The organism is Dechloromonas denitrificans (genome assembly GCF_020510665.1).
In the GTDB taxonomy this organism is placed as follows: Bacteria; Pseudomonadota; Gammaproteobacteria; order Burkholderiales; family Rhodocyclaceae; genus Azonexus; species Azonexus denitrificans_B.
Genome location: NZ_CP075187.1, coordinates 2694162 through 2712729, shown reverse-complemented (window position 1 = coordinate 2712729; position 18568 = coordinate 2694162). Strand labels below are relative to the sequence as shown.

Below are 18568 nucleotides of genomic sequence, written 5' to 3'. Positions count from 1 at the left end.
AAAATACCTTTGCATTATTCGTAAGACGGCCCCATACTCCGGGCTTCGGGATTTCCAGGCAGTGTTTTGTGCCTACGCCGTACCCGGCTAGCAGCTTTTAGTTGCCAGCTTTTCGGTTTGCCAGCTCCTCGGTCTTGATCTCGTATTTCCCGGGTAATTCGTTACCCACTTGTATATTTTTTACCAAGGATGCTAAAAATGGCAAATGGTACCGTTAAGTGGTTCAACGACGCTAAAGGCTTCGGCTTCATCTCCCCGTCTGAAGGCGGCGAAGACCTGTTCGCTCACTTCTCCGCAATTCAAGGCAATGGCTTCAAGAGCCTGGCCGAGAACCAAAAGGTAACGTTCGACATCGTTACCGGCCCGAAGGGCAAGCAAGCTGCCAACATTCGCCCGGTGGAATAAGCCAAGCGATAGCGCAAGCTAGTAAAAAGCCCGGTTCGCCGGGCTTTTTTGCGTTTACGCATGGTGCTTTTTATTGCGCATGGCATGGCTGGCACCGATAATCCTTGCTTCACCCCACAGCAAGGAGACAACAATGCAACGCAGAAACTTCATGACCGCCATTGCCGCAGCGTGTGTGCTGCTCAGCGGCGCCGCTCAGGCGCAGAGTTATCGAGCCGAATACCGCCTTTCCACAACGCTGGGGACGGCTTTTACCTGGGGGCAGGCCGGTGAGCGCTGGATCGAACTGGTCAAGGAAAAAACCCAGGGGCGCATCAATATCAAACTTTATTCCGGCAACTCGCTGGTGGGGGGCGATCAGACGCGTGAATTCACCGCGATACGCCAAGGGGTGATCGATATGTCGATTGGCTCCACGATCAACTGGTCGCCGCAGGTCAAGGAGCTGAACCTGTTCTCGCTGCCCTTCCTGATGCCTGACTACAAGGCGATCGATGCCTTGACGCAGGGTGATGTCGGCAAGGATCTGTTTGCCGTGCTTGAAAAACGCGAGGTCGTTCCGCTGGCCTGGGGCGAAAACGGCTTCCGTGAAATGTCCAACTCGAAGCGCCCGATCGCTTCTCCCGCTGATATGAAGGGGATGAAGTTCCGTGTAGTCGGTTCGCCGCTCTATAACGAAACGTTTTCAGCGCTGGGTGCCAATCCAACCCAGATGAGCTGGGCTGATGCTCAGCCGGCCCTGGCTTCCGGCGCGGTCGACGGCCAGGAAAATCCGCTTTCCGTTTTTGTCGCTGCACGCTTGTCGACCGTGGGACAGAAGTATTTGACGCTTTGGCACTACGTTGCTGATCCGCTGATTTTTGTCGTGAACAAGCAGGTTTGGGCAAGCTGGACGCCCGCTGACCGTGAAGCGGTGCGTCAGGCTGCGTTGCAGGCTGCGCGCGAGAATGTCGACAAGGCCCGCAAGGGAATCGCCGGTAGCGATAACGCGGTGCTCAAGCAGATCGAGGCGCAGGGTGTGACGGTGACCCATCCGACAAGCGAGCAGCGGGCTGCGTTTGTCCAGGCAACCCGCCCGGTGTACGACAAGTGGTCGAAAACCATTGGCGCCGATCTGGTCAAGAAGGCTGAATCGGCTATCGCCAAGCGTTGAGAGACTGATGAACGACAATAATGATGCCGCCGTTTCCGGCGGCAAATTAACGCTCGAGTCGGTCGAGCGTTTCCTGATGGCCGCGTCGATGGGGTTGTTATGCCTGTTGACGATGGCCAACGTGCTGGTGCGCTATTTCACGGATATTTCCTTTGCCTTTACCGAGGAAATATCCGTCGCGCTGATGGTGGTCATGACGTTGATCGGTGCTTCGCATGCCTTTGCGACCAATCACCATATTGCGATCACTTTCTTTGTCGACCGCAAACCCCAGTTCCAGCGCTTCGTCCGGGGCTTTGCCGCACTCTGTTCGTTGGTCATGTTTGGCTTGCTGGCCTGGTATGGCGTTTTCATGGCCTGGGATGACTTTGATTTCGAGGTGACATCTCCGTCGCTCGGCGTGCCGCAGTGGATTTACACGGTCTGGCTGCCGATCCTGTCGGTCGTTATCGTATTGCGCCTGCTTGCCGTGCTGCGGCGGGGAGGTCAATGATGGACTGGATACTCTTCGGCATCTTTGTCGTCCTGATGCTTTCCGGCGTGCCGCTGGCTGTGGCCATGGGGCTGGCTGGGACGGCGGTGGTCGCTCTGTCGGGCTTGGGCATGATGTCCTTGCCAACCAATGTTTATACCGGCATTGCGAAATACCCGCTGATGGCGATTCCGGTTTTCGTGATCGCCGGCCTGATCTTTGAGAAGGCCGGGGTGGCGGCGACCATCGTCCGTTTTGCATCGGCCCTGGTGGGTCAGCGGCGTGGCAGTCTGGCGATTGTGGCGATTCTGGTGGCCATGATCCTTGGCGGAATTTCCGGTTCCGGACCGGCCGATTCGGCGGCTGTCGGTGCCGTGATGCTGCCGTCGATGCTCAAGGCGGGTTATCCACGTTCCTTTACCGCTGGCGTGATTGCGGCCGCGGGATCGACGGATATCCTGATCCCCCCATCGATTGCCTTCGTCATCTACAGTTTGCTGGTGCCGCAGGCTTCCGTTCCGGCCTTGTTTGCCGCGGGGATGATTCCCGGCATTTTGTCCGGCTTGACGCTGATCCTGGTTGCCTGGTGGTTGTCGGTCAAGAACGATTTCGAAGCCGCGCCAAGCGAACCTCGTCCCCCGTTCTGGCAAAGCCTGAAGGAAGCCGGTTGGGGCTTGCTGGCCCCGGTCATCATCCTTGGCGGCATGCGCAGCGGCTTCTTCACCCCGACCGAGGCGGCGGTGGTTGCCGTGTTCTATGGCTTGCTGGTCGGCATGGTGATTTACCGGACGCTGACCTGGAAAGAGGTCTACCAGGTGCTGGTCGAGTCGGCTGAAATTTCTTCGGTGATTCTGACCGTCGTTGCGCTGGCCAGTGTTTTTGCCTGGGCGAGCAATACGCTCGGGACATTCGATCATCTGGCCGCCGCCTTGCTCGGTACCGGTTTGTCGGAAGTGCCGATGTTGCTCAGCATTCAGCTTCTTTTGCTGATTGCCGGGATGTTCCTCGATGCGATTTCGATCTATTTCATCTTCCTGCCGCTGCTCATTCCGATCGCCATTCATTTCAACTGGGATCTGGTCTGGTTTGGCGTGATCATCACGATGAACATGGCGCTGGGTCAGTTCCATCCGCCGCTGGGCGTGAATCTGATGGTCACTTGCCGGATGGCAGGTGTGTCGATGGAGTCGACCGTGCCCTGGGTTCTGTGGATGGTTGCCGCGATGGCCGGGACGATGATGCTGGTCACATTTGTCCCTGATTTGGCACTTTGGCTGCCGCGCCACCTCGGCTATCTCTAGGGCTCTGCTAAAATGGCGCTTTCGCCTTTTTAGCAAGAGCCCCAGTGACGACCATCACCATTGCCCTCTCCAAGGGCCGCATCTTTGACGAAACCCTGCCGCTGCTGGCTGCGGCAGGGATCGTTCCGACCGAAAACCCGGAAACCTCGCGCAAGCTGATCATCGAGACGAACAAGCCGAATGTGCGCGTCGTCATCGTGCGGGCGACCGATGTCCCGACCTACGTCCAGTATGGCGCGGCCGACCTCGGCGTGGCCGGCAAGGATGTCTTGATCGAACATGGCGGCGAAGGCTTGTATGCCCCGCTCGACCTGAATATCGCCAAGTGCCGGATGATGGTCGCCGTGCCGGAAGGTTTCGACTACGAAAATGCCGTCCGTCAGGGCGCTCGCCTCAAGGTGGCGAGCAAGTACACCAAGATGGCGCGCGAACATTTCGCCAGCAAGGGCGTTCATATCGACCTGATCAAGCTTTACGGCTCGATGGAGCTGGCGCCGCTGGCCGGCCTGGCCGATGCGATTGTCGACCTGGTGTCGACCGGTGGCACGCTGAAAGCCAACAAGCTGGTTGCGGTTGAGGACATTATGGGCATTTCGTCACGCCTGGTGGTCAACCAGGCCTCGCTCAAGGTCAAGCGCGAAACCCTGCAACCGATTATCGATGCCTTCGCACAGGCGGTGGAGAAGTAATTCCTATGGTCGCGATCAAACGACTTGCTACGGTCGACGCCGATTTCAAGGCAAAAATGGATGCGCTGCTGGCTTTCGAGGCGGCGCAGGATGAAGGCATCGAGCGTACCGTAATCGGCATTCTGGCCGATGTGAAGGCGCGTGGTGACGCAGCGGTCGTCGAGTACAGCAACCGCTTCGATCGCCTTTCCGCCGGCGGCATGGCCGATCTCGAATTGTCCCGGACCGAAATGCAGGCGGCACTCGATGGCTTGCCGGCTGAGCAGCGTCAAGCACTCGAAGCTGCGGCGCAGCGCGTTCGCGTCTATCACGAGAATCAGCGTCTGGAAGGCTGGTCCTATACCGAAGCCGACGGAACCACGCTGGGCCAGATGATTACGCCGCTCGACCGCGTCGGCCTTTATGTGCCGGGTGGCAAGGCGGCTTATCCCTCGTCGGTGCTGATGAACGCGATTCCGGCCAAGGTGGCTGGCGTCAAGGAACTGATCATGGTCGTCCCGACGCCGGGCGGCGAAAAGAATGCGCTGGTGCTGGCGGCGGCCTGTCTGGCCGGCGTTGATCGCGTGTTCACCATCGGTGGTGCGCAAGCGGTCGGTGCGCTGGCCTACGGTACGGGGACAATTCCGCAAGTCGACAAGATCGTTGGTCCAGGCAATGCTTACGTCGCCTGCGCCAAGCGTCGGGTGTTCGGTATTGTCGGCATCGACATGATCGCCGGCCCGTCCGAAATTCTCGTGGTCGCGGATGGCTCGGGCAATCCGGACTGGGTGGCGATGGATCTGTTCTCGCAGGCTGAACACGACGAACTGGCCCAGTCGATCCTGATCTCTACCGATGCCGCTTTCATTGAGCAGGTGCAGGCCAGCATCGAAAAACTGCTGCCGACCATGCCGCGTCGTGAAGTGATCGAAACTTCGCTGACCAATCGCGGTGCTTTCATTCTGGTGCGCGATATGGAAGAGGCGGTAGCCATCGCCAATCGCGTTGCGCCGGAGCACCTGGAGCTGGCGCTGGCCGATCCTGATCCATGGGTGGCCAAGATTCACCATGCCGGCGCCATCTTCATCGGTCACTACACCTCCGAGGCGCTGGGTGATTACTGCGCCGGACCGAATCACGTGTTGCCGACTTCCGGCAGTGCGCGCTTCTCGTCGCCGCTGGGTGTCTATGACTTCCAGAAGCGGACCAGCCTGATCAAGGTTTCGCAAGCCGGGGCGCAAACGCTGGGGCGTATCGCCTCGACGCTGGCGCATGGCGAAGGTCTGCCGGCCCATGCCAAATCAGCCGAGTTCCGGCTCGAAAACTGACCTTGTTCTGCCGTTGACCGCAGCAACTGACATGCCCCCAAGCCGCCCGGACCTCCGGGCGCTTTTTTTGGGATTTTCATCGGTCGGCCTCTCCGGTTTTGGCGGGGTGCTGCCTTTTGCCCGGCGCATGCTGGTTGAAGAGCGCCGCTGGATGAGCGCCGAAGAGTTCAATGCCCAGCTTGGCTTGTGCCAGTTTTTGCCGGGGCCGAACGTGATCAACCTGGCGGTGGTCGTTGGCAAGCGCTATCAAGGGCTGGCCGGTGCGGTCGTTGCTCCGCTCGGGCTGCTGGCCGGGCCGTTTGCCATCGTCCTGTTGCTGGCCATGCTGTACGACCGCTACGGGAGTCTTCCGCTGGCCCAGTCGATGTTGCGTGGCATTGCCGCGGTCGGCTGCGGCTTGCTCTTTGCCATGGCCTGGCGGATGGGCGGGGCGTTGAAACATAAAAGGCTTTTCCTGCCTTTTACGGCGTTGACCGCGCTAGCCATTGCCGGCCTGCGCTGGCCGATGCCGAGCGTGATGTTGGGTGGTTTGCTGCTATCCGGCCTGCTGGCTTACTGGAAGCTGGGGCAAAAATGAGTCTCGCGATCGAGCTTTTCCTTGAGTTTGCCTTGCTGTCTTGTGTCGCTTTCGGTGGCGCAACGGCGCTGCTGCCGGAGATGCATCGCGTCGTTGTCGAAAATCATCACTGGCTGGACGACGCAACTTTTACCCATCTCTACGCCATCGCCCAGGCTGCGCCCGGGCCCAATGTGCTGGTTGTCACGCTGATCGGCTGGGAAATCGCCGGGCTGGCCGGTGCTCTGGCCGCGACGCTGGCCATGTGTCTGCCGATGAGCATTCTGATTTATTTGTTGATCGACCGCTGGGAGGGCTTTGCCGGTGCGCGTTGGCAAAAGGCGATCAGCCTCGGCGTGGCGCCGCTGGCGGTAGGCTTGATTTTTTCCGGCGCAACGCTGATTGCCCAGGCCGCCGGTTTTGGCTGGGCTGCCTGGGGCTTGGTGATGCTGACGGTCGTCGCCAACCTTCGCCTGAAGTTGCATCCACTTTGGTTTATTGCGGCTGGCGCCGGGCTGGGCTTGCTCGGCATGGTTTGAAACGTACGTCTTTACAGTGTTTTACACCCCCTGGCCGTGATGTTTTGGCTGCTTTGGCCGATAACCTGGGTGTGGGAATTGTTTGTCGGTTCGTTTGTTTCGAGCCGACTTTTCCGGGATATCGACAAGGGCTGAAAAAATCATGGTCACCGCGATTAACGCAAGCAACACGCAAGCTGTTGCATCAGGGACGGGGAACTCGCAACTGGAGGTCCTGGAAAAGCAGCTGCTGATGCTGCAGAAACGGCTGGTGCAGGCCGAGAAAAACGCGTCGACTGAAGAAGGTGCGAAGGAAGTTGCGCAAATCAAGGCTCAAATCGCTCAGCTTGAGGCCAAAATTGCCCAACAGAGCGCCGGGCAGAGCAAGTCCTCCCAAACGACGAGCGCCGGTGCAGCGGCTGGTCAGTCTCAGGGGGCTACGGCCAAGGCTGCCAGCGGTGCGCTGGGCGGCAATGTCGATGAATTTGCCTGAGCTTTGTTTGCTGCGTTGAAAGTCAGTCGGACGGCGGGTTGTACGGGTTGTTCAGCTGGGCGATGACGTCCTGAAAGACGGCGCGGATCTGGCTTTCATCGCACTCCATCAGCAGCGCATCCTCAAAGGCGTCCTGCGCCATTTGCCGGAGCTCTTCGAGGTTTTCGCGCAGGACCTTGATTTTCTCGGTGCAGGCAACAATGCTGCCGTCCGGGCGTTTCCAGAGGGTGCTCACGGATTTCAGCCGATGATCTGCTGAAGTGCATCACCGAGTGCCTGGCATTCGGTGTCCGTGCCGACGGTGATGCGCAGGAATTGGTCGATGCGGGGCAATTTGAAGTGGCGGACGATGATGCTCTTGTCGCGCAATGCCTTGGCCAGTTCTGCTGCATCTTTTTGCGGATGACGGGCAAAAATGAAGTTGGCGGCGGAGGGCAGGACTTCGAAGCCGAGTTTGCCGAGTGCTGCGGTCAACGCATCCCGGGTGGCAATAACGGCCTGGCAGCATTGCTCGAAATAAGCACGGTCTTCCATCGCGGCCACGGCAGCAACAATGGCAACGCGGTCGAGCGGGTAGGAGTTGAAACTGTTCTTGACCCGCTCCAGCGCTTCGATCAGGGCTGGATGGCCGGCCGCAAAGCCAACGCGCAAGCCGGCCAGCGAGCGTGATTTGGAGAGGGTGTGCACGACCAGCAGGTTGTCGTAGCGATTGATCAGCGGGATGGCGCTTTCGCCGCCAAAATCGACATAGGCTTCATCGACCACCACGACGGAATCCGGATTGGCCTTGAGCATTGCTTCAATTGCGTCGAGCGCCAACAGGCAGCCGGTCGGTGCGTTGGGGTTGGGGAAAATGATCCCGCCGTTCGGTCGACCGCGGTAATCGTCCGGATTGATCGTGAAATTCTCGGCCAGCGCCACGGTTTGATACTCGATGCCGTAGAGGCCGCAATACACCGGGTAAAAGCTGTAGGTGATGTCCGGAAAGAGAATTGCCTGCTCGTGCTTGAGCAGGGCCATGAAAACATGTGCCAGGACTTCGTCGGAACCATTGCCGACAAAGACTTGCTGCGGCACGATGCCGTGTGTCTTGGCGATGGCCGCCTTGAGCAGGTCGGCGTTCGGGTCCGGGTAAAGACGCAGGCGTGCCGCATCACCGTCGAGCTCGGCCTGGATCGCCGCCAGCGCCCGTGGAGAGGGCGGATAGGGGTTCTCGTTGGTGTTCAGCTTGATCAGGTTGGCGATCTTGGGCTGTTCGCCCGGCACGTAGGGGGTGAGGTCGCGGACGACCTGGCTCCAGAAACGACTCATGGGGTTTTCACGGAAGGCTTAAAAGGTGGGCGAAATGGTATCATGGCCCTCCATTCAAAAGCCTTTTCCAGCCTTTACCCATGCGGCAAGCCGAAATTACCCGTAACACGCTGGAGACGCAGATTACCGTGCGTCTCGATCTCGATGGCACCGGTCAGGGCAAATTTGCCACCGGCGTTCCTTTTCTCGATCACATGCTCGACCAGATCGCCCGTCACGGGATGATCGATCTCGACGTCAAGGCAGTCGGCGATTTGCATATCGATGCGCATCACACTGTTGAAGATCTCGGCATCACGCTGGGCCAGGCGCTGGCCAAGGCCTGGGGCGACAAGAAGGGGCTGACCCGCTACGGCCACAGCTATGTGCCGCTCGATGAAGCGCTGTCGCGTGTCGTGATCGATCTTTCCGGTCGTCCCGGGCTGGAAATGCATGTCGATTTCACGCGTGCCGTGATCGGCACCTTCGATGTCGATCTGTTCAGCGAATTTTTCCACGGCCTGGTTAATCACGCCGGGATGACGCTGCATATCGACAATCTGCGCGGCAAGAACGCGCACCATCAGGCAGAAACCATCTTCAAGGCCTTCGGTCGGGCACTGCGCATGGCGGTCACGCCAGATGAGCGCATGGCCGGCTTGATGCCATCGACGAAAGGCTCGCTGTGAGCATCGTTGTCATCGACTATGGCATGGGCAATCTGCGCTCCGTGTCGAAAGCACTTGAGCACGTCGCCGGCGGCAAACCGGTCATCGTGACGGCCGATCCGGCTGTCGTGGCTGCGGCTGAGCGCGTGGTCTTTCCCGGCCAGGGCGCGATGCCGGACTGCATGCGCGAACTCGAAGCGCGCGGCTTGCGCGGCGCTGTCCTGCAAGCCGCCAAAGACAAGCCTTTCCTCGGTATTTGCGTTGGTGAGCAGATGCTCTTCGAACACAGCGAAGAGGGCGATGTGGCCGGACTCGGCATCTTCCCCGGTGAGGTCAAGCGTTTTCCAGCCGACCGGATGGTCGACCGCGACGGTGCTCGCCTCAAGGTGCCGCACATGGGCTGGAATGAAGTCAGCCAGACGCCGCATGCGCTATGGTCCGGGATCGCCGACCGCTCGCGCTTCTATTTTGTGCACAGCTACTGCGTGCAGCATGTCGATCCGGCCCTGACCACGGGAACTTGCGACTACGGCATCCCCTTTACCTGTGCAGTGGGCCGGGATAATATCTTTGCGGTTCAATTTCACCCTGAAAAAAGCGCCCGCGATGGCTTGCAGCTTTTGAAGAATTTTGTCGAATGGCGCCCCTGAGCGCCTTCTCGAACTTTCACATCACCTGATATCCCATGCTGATTATTCCCGCCATTGATCTGAAGGACGGCCAATGTGTCCGTCTGAAACAGGGCCTGATGGAACAAGCCACTGTTTTTTCCGATAGTCCCGCCGAAATGGCACGTCACTGGGTTGCCCAGGGCGCCCGACGCCTGCATCTGGTCGACCTGAACGGTGCTTTTGCCGGCAAGCCGAAAAACGCGGCAGCCATCAAGGCGATCCTGGCCGAAGTCGGTACCGACATTCCCGTCCAGCTCGGCGGTGGCATTCGCGATCTCGACACCATCGAAGCTTGTCTGGATGGTGGCTTGACCTATGTCATCATCGGTACGGCAGCGGTCAAGAACCCCGGTTTCCTGCATGATGCCTGTACAGCCTTCCCCGGTCACATCATCGTTGGACTCGATGCCAAGGACGGCAAGGTGGCGACTGACGGCTGGTCCAAACTGACCGGGCATGATGTCGTCGATCTGGCCAAAAAATACGAAGATTACGGCGTCGAGTCGATCATCTACACCGATATCGGCCGTGACGGCATGCTGACCGGCCTCAATATCGATGCTACCGTGCGTCTGGCTCAGGCCCTGACCATTCCGGTCATCGCTTCCGGCGGCCTGACCAACCTCGACGACATCCGCGCGTTGTGCGCCGTTGAGGGCGAAGGTGTGGTTGGCACCATTGCCGGTCGTGCCGTGTATGACGGTTCGCTCGACTTCAAGGCCGCGCAAAGCCTGGCTGACGAGTTGGGCGCCTGATGCTGGCTAAACGGATCATTCCCTGTCTTGACGTCACGGCTGGCCGCGTCGTCAAGGGAACCAATTTTGTCGGCCTGCGCGATGCCGGTGACCCGATCGAGATTGCCCGCCGCTACAACGAGCAGGGCGCCGACGAAGTCACTTTTCTCGACATCACCGCTTCGTCCGATCAGCGCGACATCATTCTGCACATCGTCGAAGCCTGTGCCGAACAGGTTTTCATTCCGCTGACCGTCGGCGGTGGCGTGCGCAAGGTTGAAGATGTCCGTCGCCTGCTCAATGCCGGAGCCGACAAGGTTTCGATGAATACTGCTGCGGTCAACGACCCGGAGCTGGTCTTTAATGCGTCGAGCAAGGTCGGTTCGCAGTGCATCGTCGTGGCGATTGATGCCAAGCAGACTGCGCCGGGCCAGTGGAATGTGTTTACCCATGGCGGTCGCAACAATACCGGTCTCGATGTCATCGAATGGGCCAAAAAGGTTGCGGCTCTGGGGGCGGGTGAAATCCTGCTGACCAGCATGGATCGTGACGGTACCAAAAACGGTTTCGACCTGGCTTTGACCCGTGCCGTCTCCGATGCAGTCAGTATTCCGGTGATCGCTTCCGGTGGCGTCGGCAATCTGCAGCATCTGGCCGATGGCGTTTCAGAGGGCCGGGCCGATGCCGTCCTCGCTGCCTCGATTTTCCACTTTGGCGAATACACAGTGCGCCAGGCCAAGGAATACATGGCTTCGCGCGGTATCGAAGTCCGGCTGTGAGCGATCTCGACAACAATCTCGACTGGCTGGCTGCCCTCAAATGGGACGCCGACGGCATGATTCCGGCGATCGCTCAGGATGAACATGGGCGTGTCGTGATGTTTGCCTACATGAATCACGATTCGCTGCAGGAAACGGTCAAGTCCGGCAACGCGGTATACTGGTCGCGCTCCCGCAAACGCCTGTGGCGCAAAGGTGAGGAATCCGGGCACTTTCAGAAGGTCGCCTCGATTCGTACCGATTGTGACGGTGATGTATTGTTGCTGGAAATTGAACAGGTCGGTGGCATTGCTTGTCATACCGGCCGGGAAAGCTGCTTTTTCAATGAGTTGCAGGGGAATCGCTGGGTTCCCGTTGATCCGGTTTTGAAAGACCCTAAGGAAATTTACGCAAAATGAGCACGCATGACATCCTGCACCGGTTGTCCGAAACGCTGGCCTCGCGCCGCAATGCCGACCCGGAAAAATCCTACACCGCCAAGCTTTTCTCTGAAGGCCCGGATTCGATCCTGAAAAAAATCGGCGAGGAATGTGCCGAATTGATCATGGCCGGCAAGGAAGGCAAGCGCCTGAAAATCGTCTGGGAATCGACCGACGTCATTTATCACGTTCTGGTTCTGCTCGCCTTTTATGGCCTGACCATCGAAGACGTGTCGCAGGAAATGCGTCGTCGTGAAGGAATCTCCGGTATCGACGAAAAGGCTGCCCGGGGCGCGAAGTGAGCGACTGTATTTTCTGCAGGATCGTTCGCGGAGAAATTCCGGCCAGCACAGTCTATGAAGATGAGGAAATCCTCGCTTTCAATGACATCAATCCCCTGCGTCCGGTGCATGTGCTGGTGATCCCGAAAAAGCACATTACTTCGCTGTCGACCGCAGGCGTAGACGATACCCTGGTGCTTGGCCGCATTCTGGCCAAGGCCAATGAAATTGCCTGCAGTCAAGGCAGTGCCGATGGCTTTCGTGTCATCATCAATACAGGTCGGGTGGGGCAGCAGGAAGTGCCGCATCTGCACGCACATATCGTGGGCGGTACGGACCCTGTGGGTCCGATGCTCAAACGTATCTAGGAGATATCCATGGGCAGTTTTTCCATTTGGCACTGGCTGATCGTACTGGTCATCGTCATGCTCGTATTCGGTACCAAGAAGCTGCGCAATGTCGGCCAGGATCTGGGCGGCGCCGTGAAGGGATTCAAGGACGGCATGAAAGAGGCGACCGCCTCTGACAAGCCTGCAGAAGAAGCCAAGCCGGCTCAGCAAGTTAGCGGCCAGACGATTGACGTCGAAGTAAAGGAAAAAACCAAGAGCTGAGCGGATCGATCTGCGGCGGATGGCGATACTGCCAGTTCTGCCGGTTGATCACACGATCCCTGATGCTGGTTATCTTTTATGTTCGATATCGGTTTTTCTGAACTCATCGTCATCGCGATCGTCGCGCTGGTTGTCATCGGCCCGGAGCGCTTGCCCAAAGTGGCCCGGACACTCGGCCATCTGCTTGGTCGCGCCCAGCGCTACGTCAATGATGTCAAATCGGACATCAATCGGGAGATTCAGCTTGATGAGCTGAAGAAACTGCAATCGCAGGTGACCGAGTCTGCCCGTTCGCTGGAAAGCTCCGTGCGGCAGGAGTTCGATGCGGCACGCAGTGTGGTTGAGACGCCGGTACAGTCTGTGGCGGCGGAAGTTGAATCTGCGGCTTCGGCGGTTTCGTCGGAGACGCCATTGCTGTCCGAAACAATGAATAAACCAGTGGCATGAACGACGCTCAAGAAAACGCAACGGCAGAAGAGTCGTTTATCTCGCACCTGGTGGAACTGCGCGATCGTCTGCTGCGCAGCCTGATTGCTGTTGCGGTCATGCTTGGCGTGCTCTGTTTCTACCCCGGTCCGGGAGAGATTTACGACATGCTGGCTGCGCCGCTGACGCAAGCCTTGCCCGAAGGTACGAAGATGGTGGCGATCGGTGTCATCACGCCCTTCATGGTGCCGCTCAAGGTCACGGCCATGGTGGCTTTTGTGCTTGCCTTGCCGTTCATCCTTTATCAAGCCTGGGCTTTCATTGCGCCGGGCCTCTACGCCCATGAAAAACGCCTGGGCGTACCGCTGATCATTTCCAGTACGCTGCTTTTCGTGCTCGGCATGTCTTTCTGTTATTTCTTTGTTTTCGGCCAGGTGTTTCATTTCATATCAAGTTTTGCGCCCAAGAGCATTACGCCGGCGCCGGATATCGAAGCCTACCTGTCTTTTGTGATGACCATGTTCCTGGCCTTTGGCCTGGCCTTTGAGGTGCCGGTTGCTTTGGTCGTGCTGGTCAAGTTGGGGGTTGTGACCGTCGAAAAGCTCAAGGAATGGCGCTCTTATTTCATCGTCGGTGCTTTTGTCGTGGCCGCCGTGGTAACGCCACCGGATGTCGTTTCGCAATTGGCGCTGGCGATTCCGATGTGCCTGCTCTACGAGCTTGGCATTCTTGCATCCCGTCTGGTTTCCGGGCCTGCTGCGGTCAACGCCGGGCAGCAGGAAGATTTGGCTGGCGAGATGGACAAGGCGGAAGAAGCGTTCCGCAATCTTTCCGGCAAGTAATCAGCGTTTCTTTTCCGGGCCGGGCAGTGTGGCCAGGGTCTGCACCGGAAGCCCCTCGTCGAACCACCACAAGGTTCCTGCCGGCATGTTCTGCCAGCATTCATTGTCGGTCAGTGGCTGCGTCGCGATCACCGCGACGCGGTCTTCCGGATTGGTCACCGCGTTGAAGTCGACCGTGACATCCTGATCGTTGAGGTGTGCCTGGGCAAATGGTGCCTGGCGGACGATGTAATTCAGCTTGGTTGAAGCGTGGGCGAACAGGCTGTCACCTTGCGAGAGCAGGAAATTGAATTCGCCATGACGGGCGATTTCCACGGTCAACTTCTGGAGGGCGTTAAAAAGCAGGCTGTGCTCAGGGGCGCAACTGCCAAACTGCTGGCGCAATTGCTGGAGCAGCCAGCAGAAGGCGCGCTCGCTGTCGGTCAGGCCGACGGGCATGAAGCTGCCGTCGAGCACTGGGTTGAAGTCGATCAGGTTGCCATTGTGGGCGAAGATCCAGTAGCGACCCCAAAGTTCGCGCATGAATGGATGGGTGTTCTCCAGACCAATCGATCCTTGCGTTGCCTTGCGGATATGCGCAATGACATTCTTGGAACGGATCGGGTAGGCGCGAACCAGTTCGGCAATCGGCGAGCTGCACGACGGTTGTGGATCGAGAAAAATCCGCGTGCCCTTGCCTTCGAAAAATGCAATTCCCCAGCCATCCGAGTGCACATCCGTCGCTCCCCCGCGTGCCTGAAAGCCGGTAAACGAAAAACAGATATCGGTCGGGACATTGCAGTTCATTCCGAGCAGCTGGCACATGGCCTTATTCCTTTTCCAGCCGCATGGGCGGGCGTTTGCCGATTTTTACCGGCAGTTCGACAATGGTCTTGTCGCGACGCAGGCGGAAGCTGGAGCGTTCGTCGGGCTTAAGTGCCGCAATCAGGTCCAGCATGACTTGCGGGTCCTTGACGGCTTTGCCGCTGACTGCAAGCAGCACATCTCCCGGACGGATGCCGGCGCTGTCGGCCGGGCTGCCCCGGACGACGCCGGCAATCAGGGCGCCTTCGGTGTCCGGCAGTCCGAATGATTCAGCCAGTTCGGCCGTGATTTCCTGTGCTTCGACACCAATCCAGCCGCGCGTTACCGTGCCGTTCTGGATAATTTGTTCCATGATGCTTTTGGCGCTGGAAACCGGGATGGCGAAACCGATGCCATGCGAGCCGCCGGTGCGTGAATAAATCGCCGTATTGATGCCAACCAGATTGCCATTGACGTCGACCAGCGCTCCGCCGGAGTTGCCGGGGTTGATCGCCGCATCCGTCTGGATGAAGTTCTCGAAGGTGTTGATCCCCAGGTGCGAGCGGCCCAGTGCCGACACAATACCCATGGTGACGGTCTGACCGACGCCAAACGGGTTGCCGATGGCCAGCACGACATCGCCGACGCGCAGGCTATCCATCTGGCCAAAGGTGATGGCGGGTAATTTGTCGGCCTTGATCTGGAGGATGGCCAGATCGGATTCGGGGTCGCTGCCGACGACCCGGGCCTTGTAGGTATGGCCGTCATTGAGCGAAACCTGAATATCGTCAGCCGCTTCGATCACGTGGTAGTTGGTCAGGATGTAGCCGTTGGCGCTGACAATCACCCCCGAGCCAAGGCCGGAGTTGCGCTGTGCCTGTCCTTCCGGGCGGTCGCCGAAGAAGTGACGGAAAATGGGGTCCTCGAACAGCGGATGGCGTTGCTGCTTGATTTCCTGCGTTGTGTAAATGTGCACAACAGATGGTAGTGCGGCACGCGAGGCGTCGCGGTAAGACCCAGGGGCGCGGCCTTCTCCATCACCGGACAGCGGCGCTTCCTGAAGGGCAACCACGGCCGGGCGTTGTCCGATCCACTCTGGTTTGAGCGTGGTCACGACAAATAGAATGGCAACCGCGATGGTTACCGTTTGTGCAAAAATCAGCCACAACCTCTGCATGAAAGACCGTATCAATGAAACGTGAAGAACTGGTGAAGTATCTGGATGGGCTGCTTGAGCCCGGAAAGTTCAGGGATTATTGCCCAAATGGCCTGCAAGTGGAAGGACGCGACGATGTCGTCCGCATCGTTGCCGGGGTGACCGCCAGCCAGGCATTGCTCGATGCAGCAGTGGCCAGCCAGGCTGATGCGGTCCTGGTGCACCACGGCTATTTCTGGAAAGGTGAAGATGGCCGGGTGGTCGGGATGCGCAAGCAGCGCCTCGGGACTTTGCTGCAGCATGAGATGAGCCTGATTGCCTACCACTTGCCGCTCGATGCGCATCCGGTTCTAGGGAATAACGCGCAGTTGGCCAAGATGTTCAACTGGCAGCCGGAAGGGCATTTTGGCGAGCAGGATATTGCCTGGTTCGGCCGGGTGGGCGAAAGCTCCTTGCTGGGTGATCTTGCGCTGCAAATCGAGAAAACGTTGCAGCGAGTCCCGCTGGTGATCGGGGATGCCGCACGTCCGGTCAAGCGCATTGCCTGGTGTTCCGGTGGTGCCCAGGGGTATTTCGAGCAGGCGATTGCGCAAGGTGCCGATCTCTATGTTTCTGGTGAGATCTCCGAGCAGACAGTCCATCTGGCGCGCGAAAGCGGTGTGGCGTATATCGCGGCTGGTCACCACGCAACTGAACGTTATGGCGTCAAAGCGCTGGCTGAACATCTGGCGGAACAGTTCGGGGTAGCCTGCGAGTTTATCGATGTGGCCAACCCCGTTTGAGATCACGGCACCCTTGGCCCTTGTCGATCTTTGTTGCACACTGACAATCCCCCGTTTCTTTCCGGATACCGATCATGAGCTACGTTTTTCCGCCGGCAGCCAATTCGTCACTGCCCGTTGCCGGTACTGAGCAGCGCTTTCCCGTGCGCCGCGTGTTTTGCGTCGGGCGAAATTATGCGGAACACGCACGCGAGATGGGGGCTGCCGATCAGGCTGAAGGATTGGAGCCGCCGTTCTTTTTCATGAAGCCGGGCGATGCTGTGGTTAGCGGCGAGGGTGAGGTCGCAGTGAACTACCCGCCTTTGACGAGCAATCTGCACCACGAAATTGAACTGGTTGTGGCCTTGGGCAGTGGCGGGGCGAATGTCACGGTCGACGCCGCAAAAGCGATGATTTTCGGTTATGCCGTGGGGCTTGATCTGACGCGCCGGGATCTTCAGGCGCGGGCCAAGGAAAAGGGACATCCCTGGGATATGGGGAAAGGCTTCGACCAATCCGCCGTTTCCGGTGTCGTGCAGCCAGCGGCGCAGATCGGCCATCCCGCTGCCGGCCGGATCTGGCTCTCGGTCAATGGGCAGATTCGTCAGGAGGGAGATCTCGACCAGATGATGTGGAAAGTCGCCGATGTGATCGCCAATCTGTCGACTTTTGTGCGGCTTGAAGCGGGTGACCTGATTTATACCGGCACGCCGGCAGGTGTCGGCCCGATCGTTCCCGGTGACCGGCTTGAGGCCGGGGTGGATGGCGTGGCTGGCTTGCGGGTTCGTATCGTTTGATTTGACGCCAGCACCAAGCGGCGAAATCCCGGATGACAGGGATTTCGCTGTGCTTGCCCAGACGGTGCTGTTTACTTTGGGCGTTTGTCGATTACCCGCTTTGCCTTGCCGATCGATCGCTCGATGCCGCCGGATTCGATGATGTCGATCCGGGCAGAAATGCCGATATAGGATTTGATATGGTGCTGCAGGTCGTGCGCCACAAACTCCTTTTCGGCTGCGCTGGTAAATTCGAACTCGGGCTTCAGTTCGACATTGACCTTCATCGAATCCAGGTGCCCGTCACGGCTGACTTCCAGGACGTAATGTGGCGACAGCTTCGGCTGCCGGAGGATCAGTTCCTCGATCTGGGAGGGGAAGACATTGACCCCGCGGATGATCAGCATGTCGTCCGAACGGCCGGTGATCTTGCCGATCCGGCGCATGCTCCGGGCGCTTGGCGCAAGCAGGCGTGTCAGGTCGCGCGTGCGGTAGCGGACGACCGGCATGGCTTCCTTGGTGAGCGACGTAAAAACCAGCTCGCCCTGGCTGCCTTCGGGAAGAACCTCGCCGCTCAGCGGGTCGATGATCTCCGGGTAAAAGTGATCTTCCCAGATCACCGGGCCATCCTTGGACTCAATACACTCGTTGGCCACGCCGGGACCGATAACTTCGGACAGCCCGTAGATGTCGATGGCGTCGATGCCGAAGATTTTTTCGATTTCGCTGCGCATGGCATCCGTCCAGGGTTCTGCGCCATGAATGCCGATGCGCAAGGCTGTGCTGCGAGGATCAATGCCTTGGCGGCGGAATTCGTCAGCGATATTGAGCATGTACGATGGGGTGACCATGATGATCGCCGGCTTGAAGTCGCAGATCAGTTGAACTTGCTTCTCGGTTTGGCCGCCAGACATCGGAATTACGGTGCAGCCGAGTTTTTCGGCACCGTAATGCGCGCCCAGGCCGCCGGTAAATAATCCGTAGCCGTAGGCCACGTGGACAATGTCACCTTTGCGTCCGCCGGATGCGTGAATCGAACGGGCAATCAGGTCGGCCCAGGTATCGATGTCCTTTTGCGTGTAACCGACGACGGTCGGCTTGCCGGTTGTGCCACTTGAGGCGTGAATGCGGACAACTTCTTCGCGCGGCACGGCAAACATCCCGTAGGGGTAGTTGTCGCGCAAGTCCTGCTTGGTGGTGAATGGAAATTTGGCCAGATCATCCAGTGTGTGGAAGTCATCCGGGTGGATTCCGGCGGCGTCAAACTTCGCCTTGTAATGACTGACATTGTTGTAGGCGTGATTCAGTGTCCAGCGCAGACGTTCGACCTGAAGTGCGCTTATTTCGTCGCGACTGGCTGTTTCTATGCCATGCAATCCATTTTTTGATTTCATTTTCTCCCCCCTTTTTTTATCGATTGTCATGTTTCGTGCGACCTCCCGGCTTGAGCCAGATCAAGCCCCTTTCGCATTTTTTT

General features: G+C 58.6%; 26 protein-coding genes. 21 read left to right on the top strand and 5 right to left on the bottom strand.

Annotated elements, in window-relative coordinates:
* Positions 1 to 198: 198 nt before the first annotated feature.
* The 9 genes from KI614_RS12810 (at position 199) to KI614_RS12770 (ending at position 6894) form a co-directional block, all read left to right on the top strand.
* Positions 199 to 405: a cold-shock protein gene (locus tag KI614_RS12810; RefSeq protein WP_203467426.1), complete on the top strand. Its 207-nt coding sequence runs from the start codon at positions 199 to 201 to the stop codon at positions 403 to 405.
* Between the two features lie 133 nt (positions 406 to 538).
* Positions 539 to 1558, top strand: coding sequence for a DctP family TRAP transporter solute-binding subunit (locus KI614_RS12805; RefSeq protein ID WP_226406082.1), 1020 nt, complete (start codon positions 539 to 541; stop codon positions 1556 to 1558).
* Between the two features lie 7 nt (positions 1559 to 1565).
* A complete protein-coding gene (locus KI614_RS12800; RefSeq protein ID WP_226406081.1) occupies positions 1566 to 2051 on the top strand; it encodes a TRAP transporter small permease in 486 nt (161 codons plus the stop codon).
* The gene (locus tag KI614_RS12795) at positions 2048 to 3331 is read left to right on the top strand and encodes a TRAP transporter large permease (protein WP_226406080.1); all 1284 of its coding nucleotides are present in this window, start codon (positions 2048 to 2050) and stop codon (positions 3329 to 3331) included. Before KI614_RS12800 ends, KI614_RS12795 begins: the two co-directional genes overlap by 4 nt.
* Positions 3332 to 3375: 44 nt before the next feature.
* On the top strand, positions 3376 to 4020 hold the full coding sequence (gene hisG / locus KI614_RS12790) for an ATP phosphoribosyltransferase (protein WP_203467422.1): 645 nt from the start codon (positions 3376 to 3378) through the stop codon (positions 4018 to 4020).
* Between the two features lie 5 nt (positions 4021 to 4025).
* Positions 4026 to 5327 (top strand): histidinol dehydrogenase, encoded by a 1302-nt coding sequence (gene hisD, locus KI614_RS12785; protein WP_226406079.1) that lies wholly within the window; start codon positions 4026 to 4028, stop codon positions 5325 to 5327.
* Between the two features lie 31 nt (positions 5328 to 5358).
* Positions 5359 to 5904 (top strand): chromate transporter, encoded by a 546-nt coding sequence (locus KI614_RS12780; protein ID WP_226406078.1) that lies wholly within the window; start codon positions 5359 to 5361, stop codon positions 5902 to 5904.
* Positions 5901 to 6422 (top strand): chromate transporter, encoded by a 522-nt coding sequence (locus tag KI614_RS12775; protein ID WP_226406077.1) that lies wholly within the window; start codon positions 5901 to 5903, stop codon positions 6420 to 6422. The genes KI614_RS12780 and KI614_RS12775 overlap by 4 nt, the downstream gene beginning before the upstream one ends.
* Positions 6423 to 6564: 142 nt before the next feature.
* On the top strand, positions 6565 to 6894 hold the full coding sequence (locus KI614_RS12770) for a FlxA-like family protein (protein ID WP_226406076.1): 330 nt from the start codon (positions 6565 to 6567) through the stop codon (positions 6892 to 6894).
* 22 nt (positions 6895 to 6916) lie between these two features.
* On the opposite strand, the gene KI614_RS12765 is transcribed toward KI614_RS12770, so the two are convergent.
* A complete protein-coding gene (locus KI614_RS12765; RefSeq protein ID WP_203467417.1) occupies positions 6917 to 7129 on the bottom strand; it encodes a hypothetical protein in 213 nt (70 codons plus the stop codon).
* Positions 7130 to 7134: 5 nt separating this feature from the next.
* Positions 7135 to 8205 (bottom strand): histidinol-phosphate transaminase, encoded by a 1071-nt coding sequence (hisC, locus tag KI614_RS12760; protein ID WP_226406075.1) that lies wholly within the window; start codon positions 8203 to 8205, stop codon positions 7135 to 7137.
* 80 nt (positions 8206 to 8285) lie between these two features.
* On the opposite strand from hisC, the gene hisB reads away from it, so the two are divergent.
* The 10 genes from hisB (at position 8286) to tatC (ending at position 13615) form a co-directional block, all read left to right on the top strand.
* Entirely contained in the window at positions 8286 to 8873 is a 588-nt protein-coding gene (gene hisB, locus KI614_RS12755; protein ID WP_226406074.1) for an imidazoleglycerol-phosphate dehydratase HisB, read from the top strand.
* A 23-nt stretch (positions 8874 to 8896) separates the two neighbouring features.
* Complete coding sequence (hisH, locus tag KI614_RS12750) at positions 8897 to 9502, top strand: imidazole glycerol phosphate synthase subunit HisH (RefSeq protein ID WP_413464202.1); 606 nt, start codon at positions 8897 to 8899, stop codon at positions 9500 to 9502.
* A gap of 35 nt (positions 9503 to 9537) precedes the next feature.
* Positions 9538 to 10278: a 1-(5-phosphoribosyl)-5-[(5-phosphoribosylamino)methylideneamino]imidazole-4-carboxamide isomerase gene (gene hisA, locus KI614_RS12745; RefSeq protein WP_226406072.1), complete on the top strand. Its 741-nt coding sequence runs from the start codon at positions 9538 to 9540 to the stop codon at positions 10276 to 10278.
* The gene (hisF, locus tag KI614_RS12740) at positions 10275 to 11036 is read left to right on the top strand and encodes an imidazole glycerol phosphate synthase subunit HisF (protein WP_413464201.1); all 762 of its coding nucleotides are present in this window, start codon (positions 10275 to 10277) and stop codon (positions 11034 to 11036) included. The genes hisA and hisF overlap by 4 nt, the downstream gene beginning before the upstream one ends.
* Entirely contained in the window at positions 11033 to 11434 is a 402-nt protein-coding gene (gene hisI, locus KI614_RS12735; RefSeq protein ID WP_226406070.1) for a phosphoribosyl-AMP cyclohydrolase, read from the top strand. Before hisF ends, hisI begins: the two co-directional genes overlap by 4 nt.
* Positions 11431 to 11757, top strand: a complete 327-nt coding sequence (locus KI614_RS12730; RefSeq protein ID WP_203467405.1) for a phosphoribosyl-ATP diphosphatase — start codon at positions 11431 to 11433, stop codon at positions 11755 to 11757. The genes hisI and KI614_RS12730 overlap by 4 nt, the downstream gene beginning before the upstream one ends.
* A complete protein-coding gene (locus tag KI614_RS12725) occupies positions 11754 to 12104 on the top strand; it encodes a histidine triad nucleotide-binding protein (RefSeq protein ID WP_226406069.1) in 351 nt (116 codons plus the stop codon). The genes KI614_RS12730 and KI614_RS12725 overlap by 4 nt, the downstream gene beginning before the upstream one ends.
* Positions 12105 to 12113: 9 nt before the next feature.
* A complete protein-coding gene (gene tatA, locus KI614_RS12720) occupies positions 12114 to 12347 on the top strand; it encodes a Sec-independent protein translocase subunit TatA (protein ID WP_226406068.1) in 234 nt (77 codons plus the stop codon).
* Positions 12348 to 12425: 78 nt separating this feature from the next.
* The gene (gene tatB / locus KI614_RS12715; protein WP_226406067.1) at positions 12426 to 12794 is read left to right on the top strand and encodes a Sec-independent protein translocase protein TatB; all 369 of its coding nucleotides are present in this window, start codon (positions 12426 to 12428) and stop codon (positions 12792 to 12794) included.
* The gene (gene tatC, locus KI614_RS12710; protein ID WP_226406066.1) at positions 12791 to 13615 is read left to right on the top strand and encodes a twin-arginine translocase subunit TatC; all 825 of its coding nucleotides are present in this window, start codon (positions 12791 to 12793) and stop codon (positions 13613 to 13615) included. The genes tatB and tatC overlap by 4 nt, the downstream gene beginning before the upstream one ends.
* Here tatC and KI614_RS12705 read toward each other — a convergent pair whose 3' ends face one another.
* On the bottom strand, positions 13616 to 14419 hold the full coding sequence (locus tag KI614_RS12705) for a class II glutamine amidotransferase (RefSeq protein ID WP_226406065.1): 804 nt from the start codon (positions 14417 to 14419) through the stop codon (positions 13616 to 13618).
* 4 nt (positions 14420 to 14423) lie between these two features.
* A complete protein-coding gene (locus KI614_RS12700) occupies positions 14424 to 15575 on the bottom strand; it encodes a Do family serine endopeptidase (protein ID WP_226406064.1) in 1152 nt (383 codons plus the stop codon).
* A gap of 14 nt (positions 15576 to 15589) precedes the next feature.
* Here KI614_RS12700 and KI614_RS12695 point away from each other — a divergent pair, with 14 nt between their 5' ends.
* Both KI614_RS12695 and KI614_RS12690 read left to right on the top strand, forming a co-directional pair.
* Positions 15590 to 16336 (top strand): Nif3-like dinuclear metal center hexameric protein, encoded by a 747-nt coding sequence (locus KI614_RS12695; protein ID WP_226406063.1) that lies wholly within the window; start codon positions 15590 to 15592, stop codon positions 16334 to 16336.
* Between the two features lie 74 nt (positions 16337 to 16410).
* Positions 16411 to 17112 carry a fumarylacetoacetate hydrolase family protein gene (locus tag KI614_RS12690; protein WP_226406062.1) on the top strand — a complete coding sequence of 234 codons (702 nt, stop codon included), beginning with the start codon at positions 16411 to 16413 and terminating at the stop codon, positions 17110 to 17112.
* A 71-nt stretch (positions 17113 to 17183) separates the two neighbouring features.
* On the opposite strand, the gene paaK is transcribed toward KI614_RS12690, so the two are convergent.
* Positions 17184 to 18485 carry a phenylacetate--CoA ligase PaaK gene (paaK, locus tag KI614_RS12685; protein WP_226406061.1) on the bottom strand — a complete coding sequence of 434 codons (1302 nt, stop codon included), beginning with the start codon at positions 18483 to 18485 and terminating at the stop codon, positions 17184 to 17186.
* Positions 18486 to 18568: the final 83 nt, after the last annotated feature.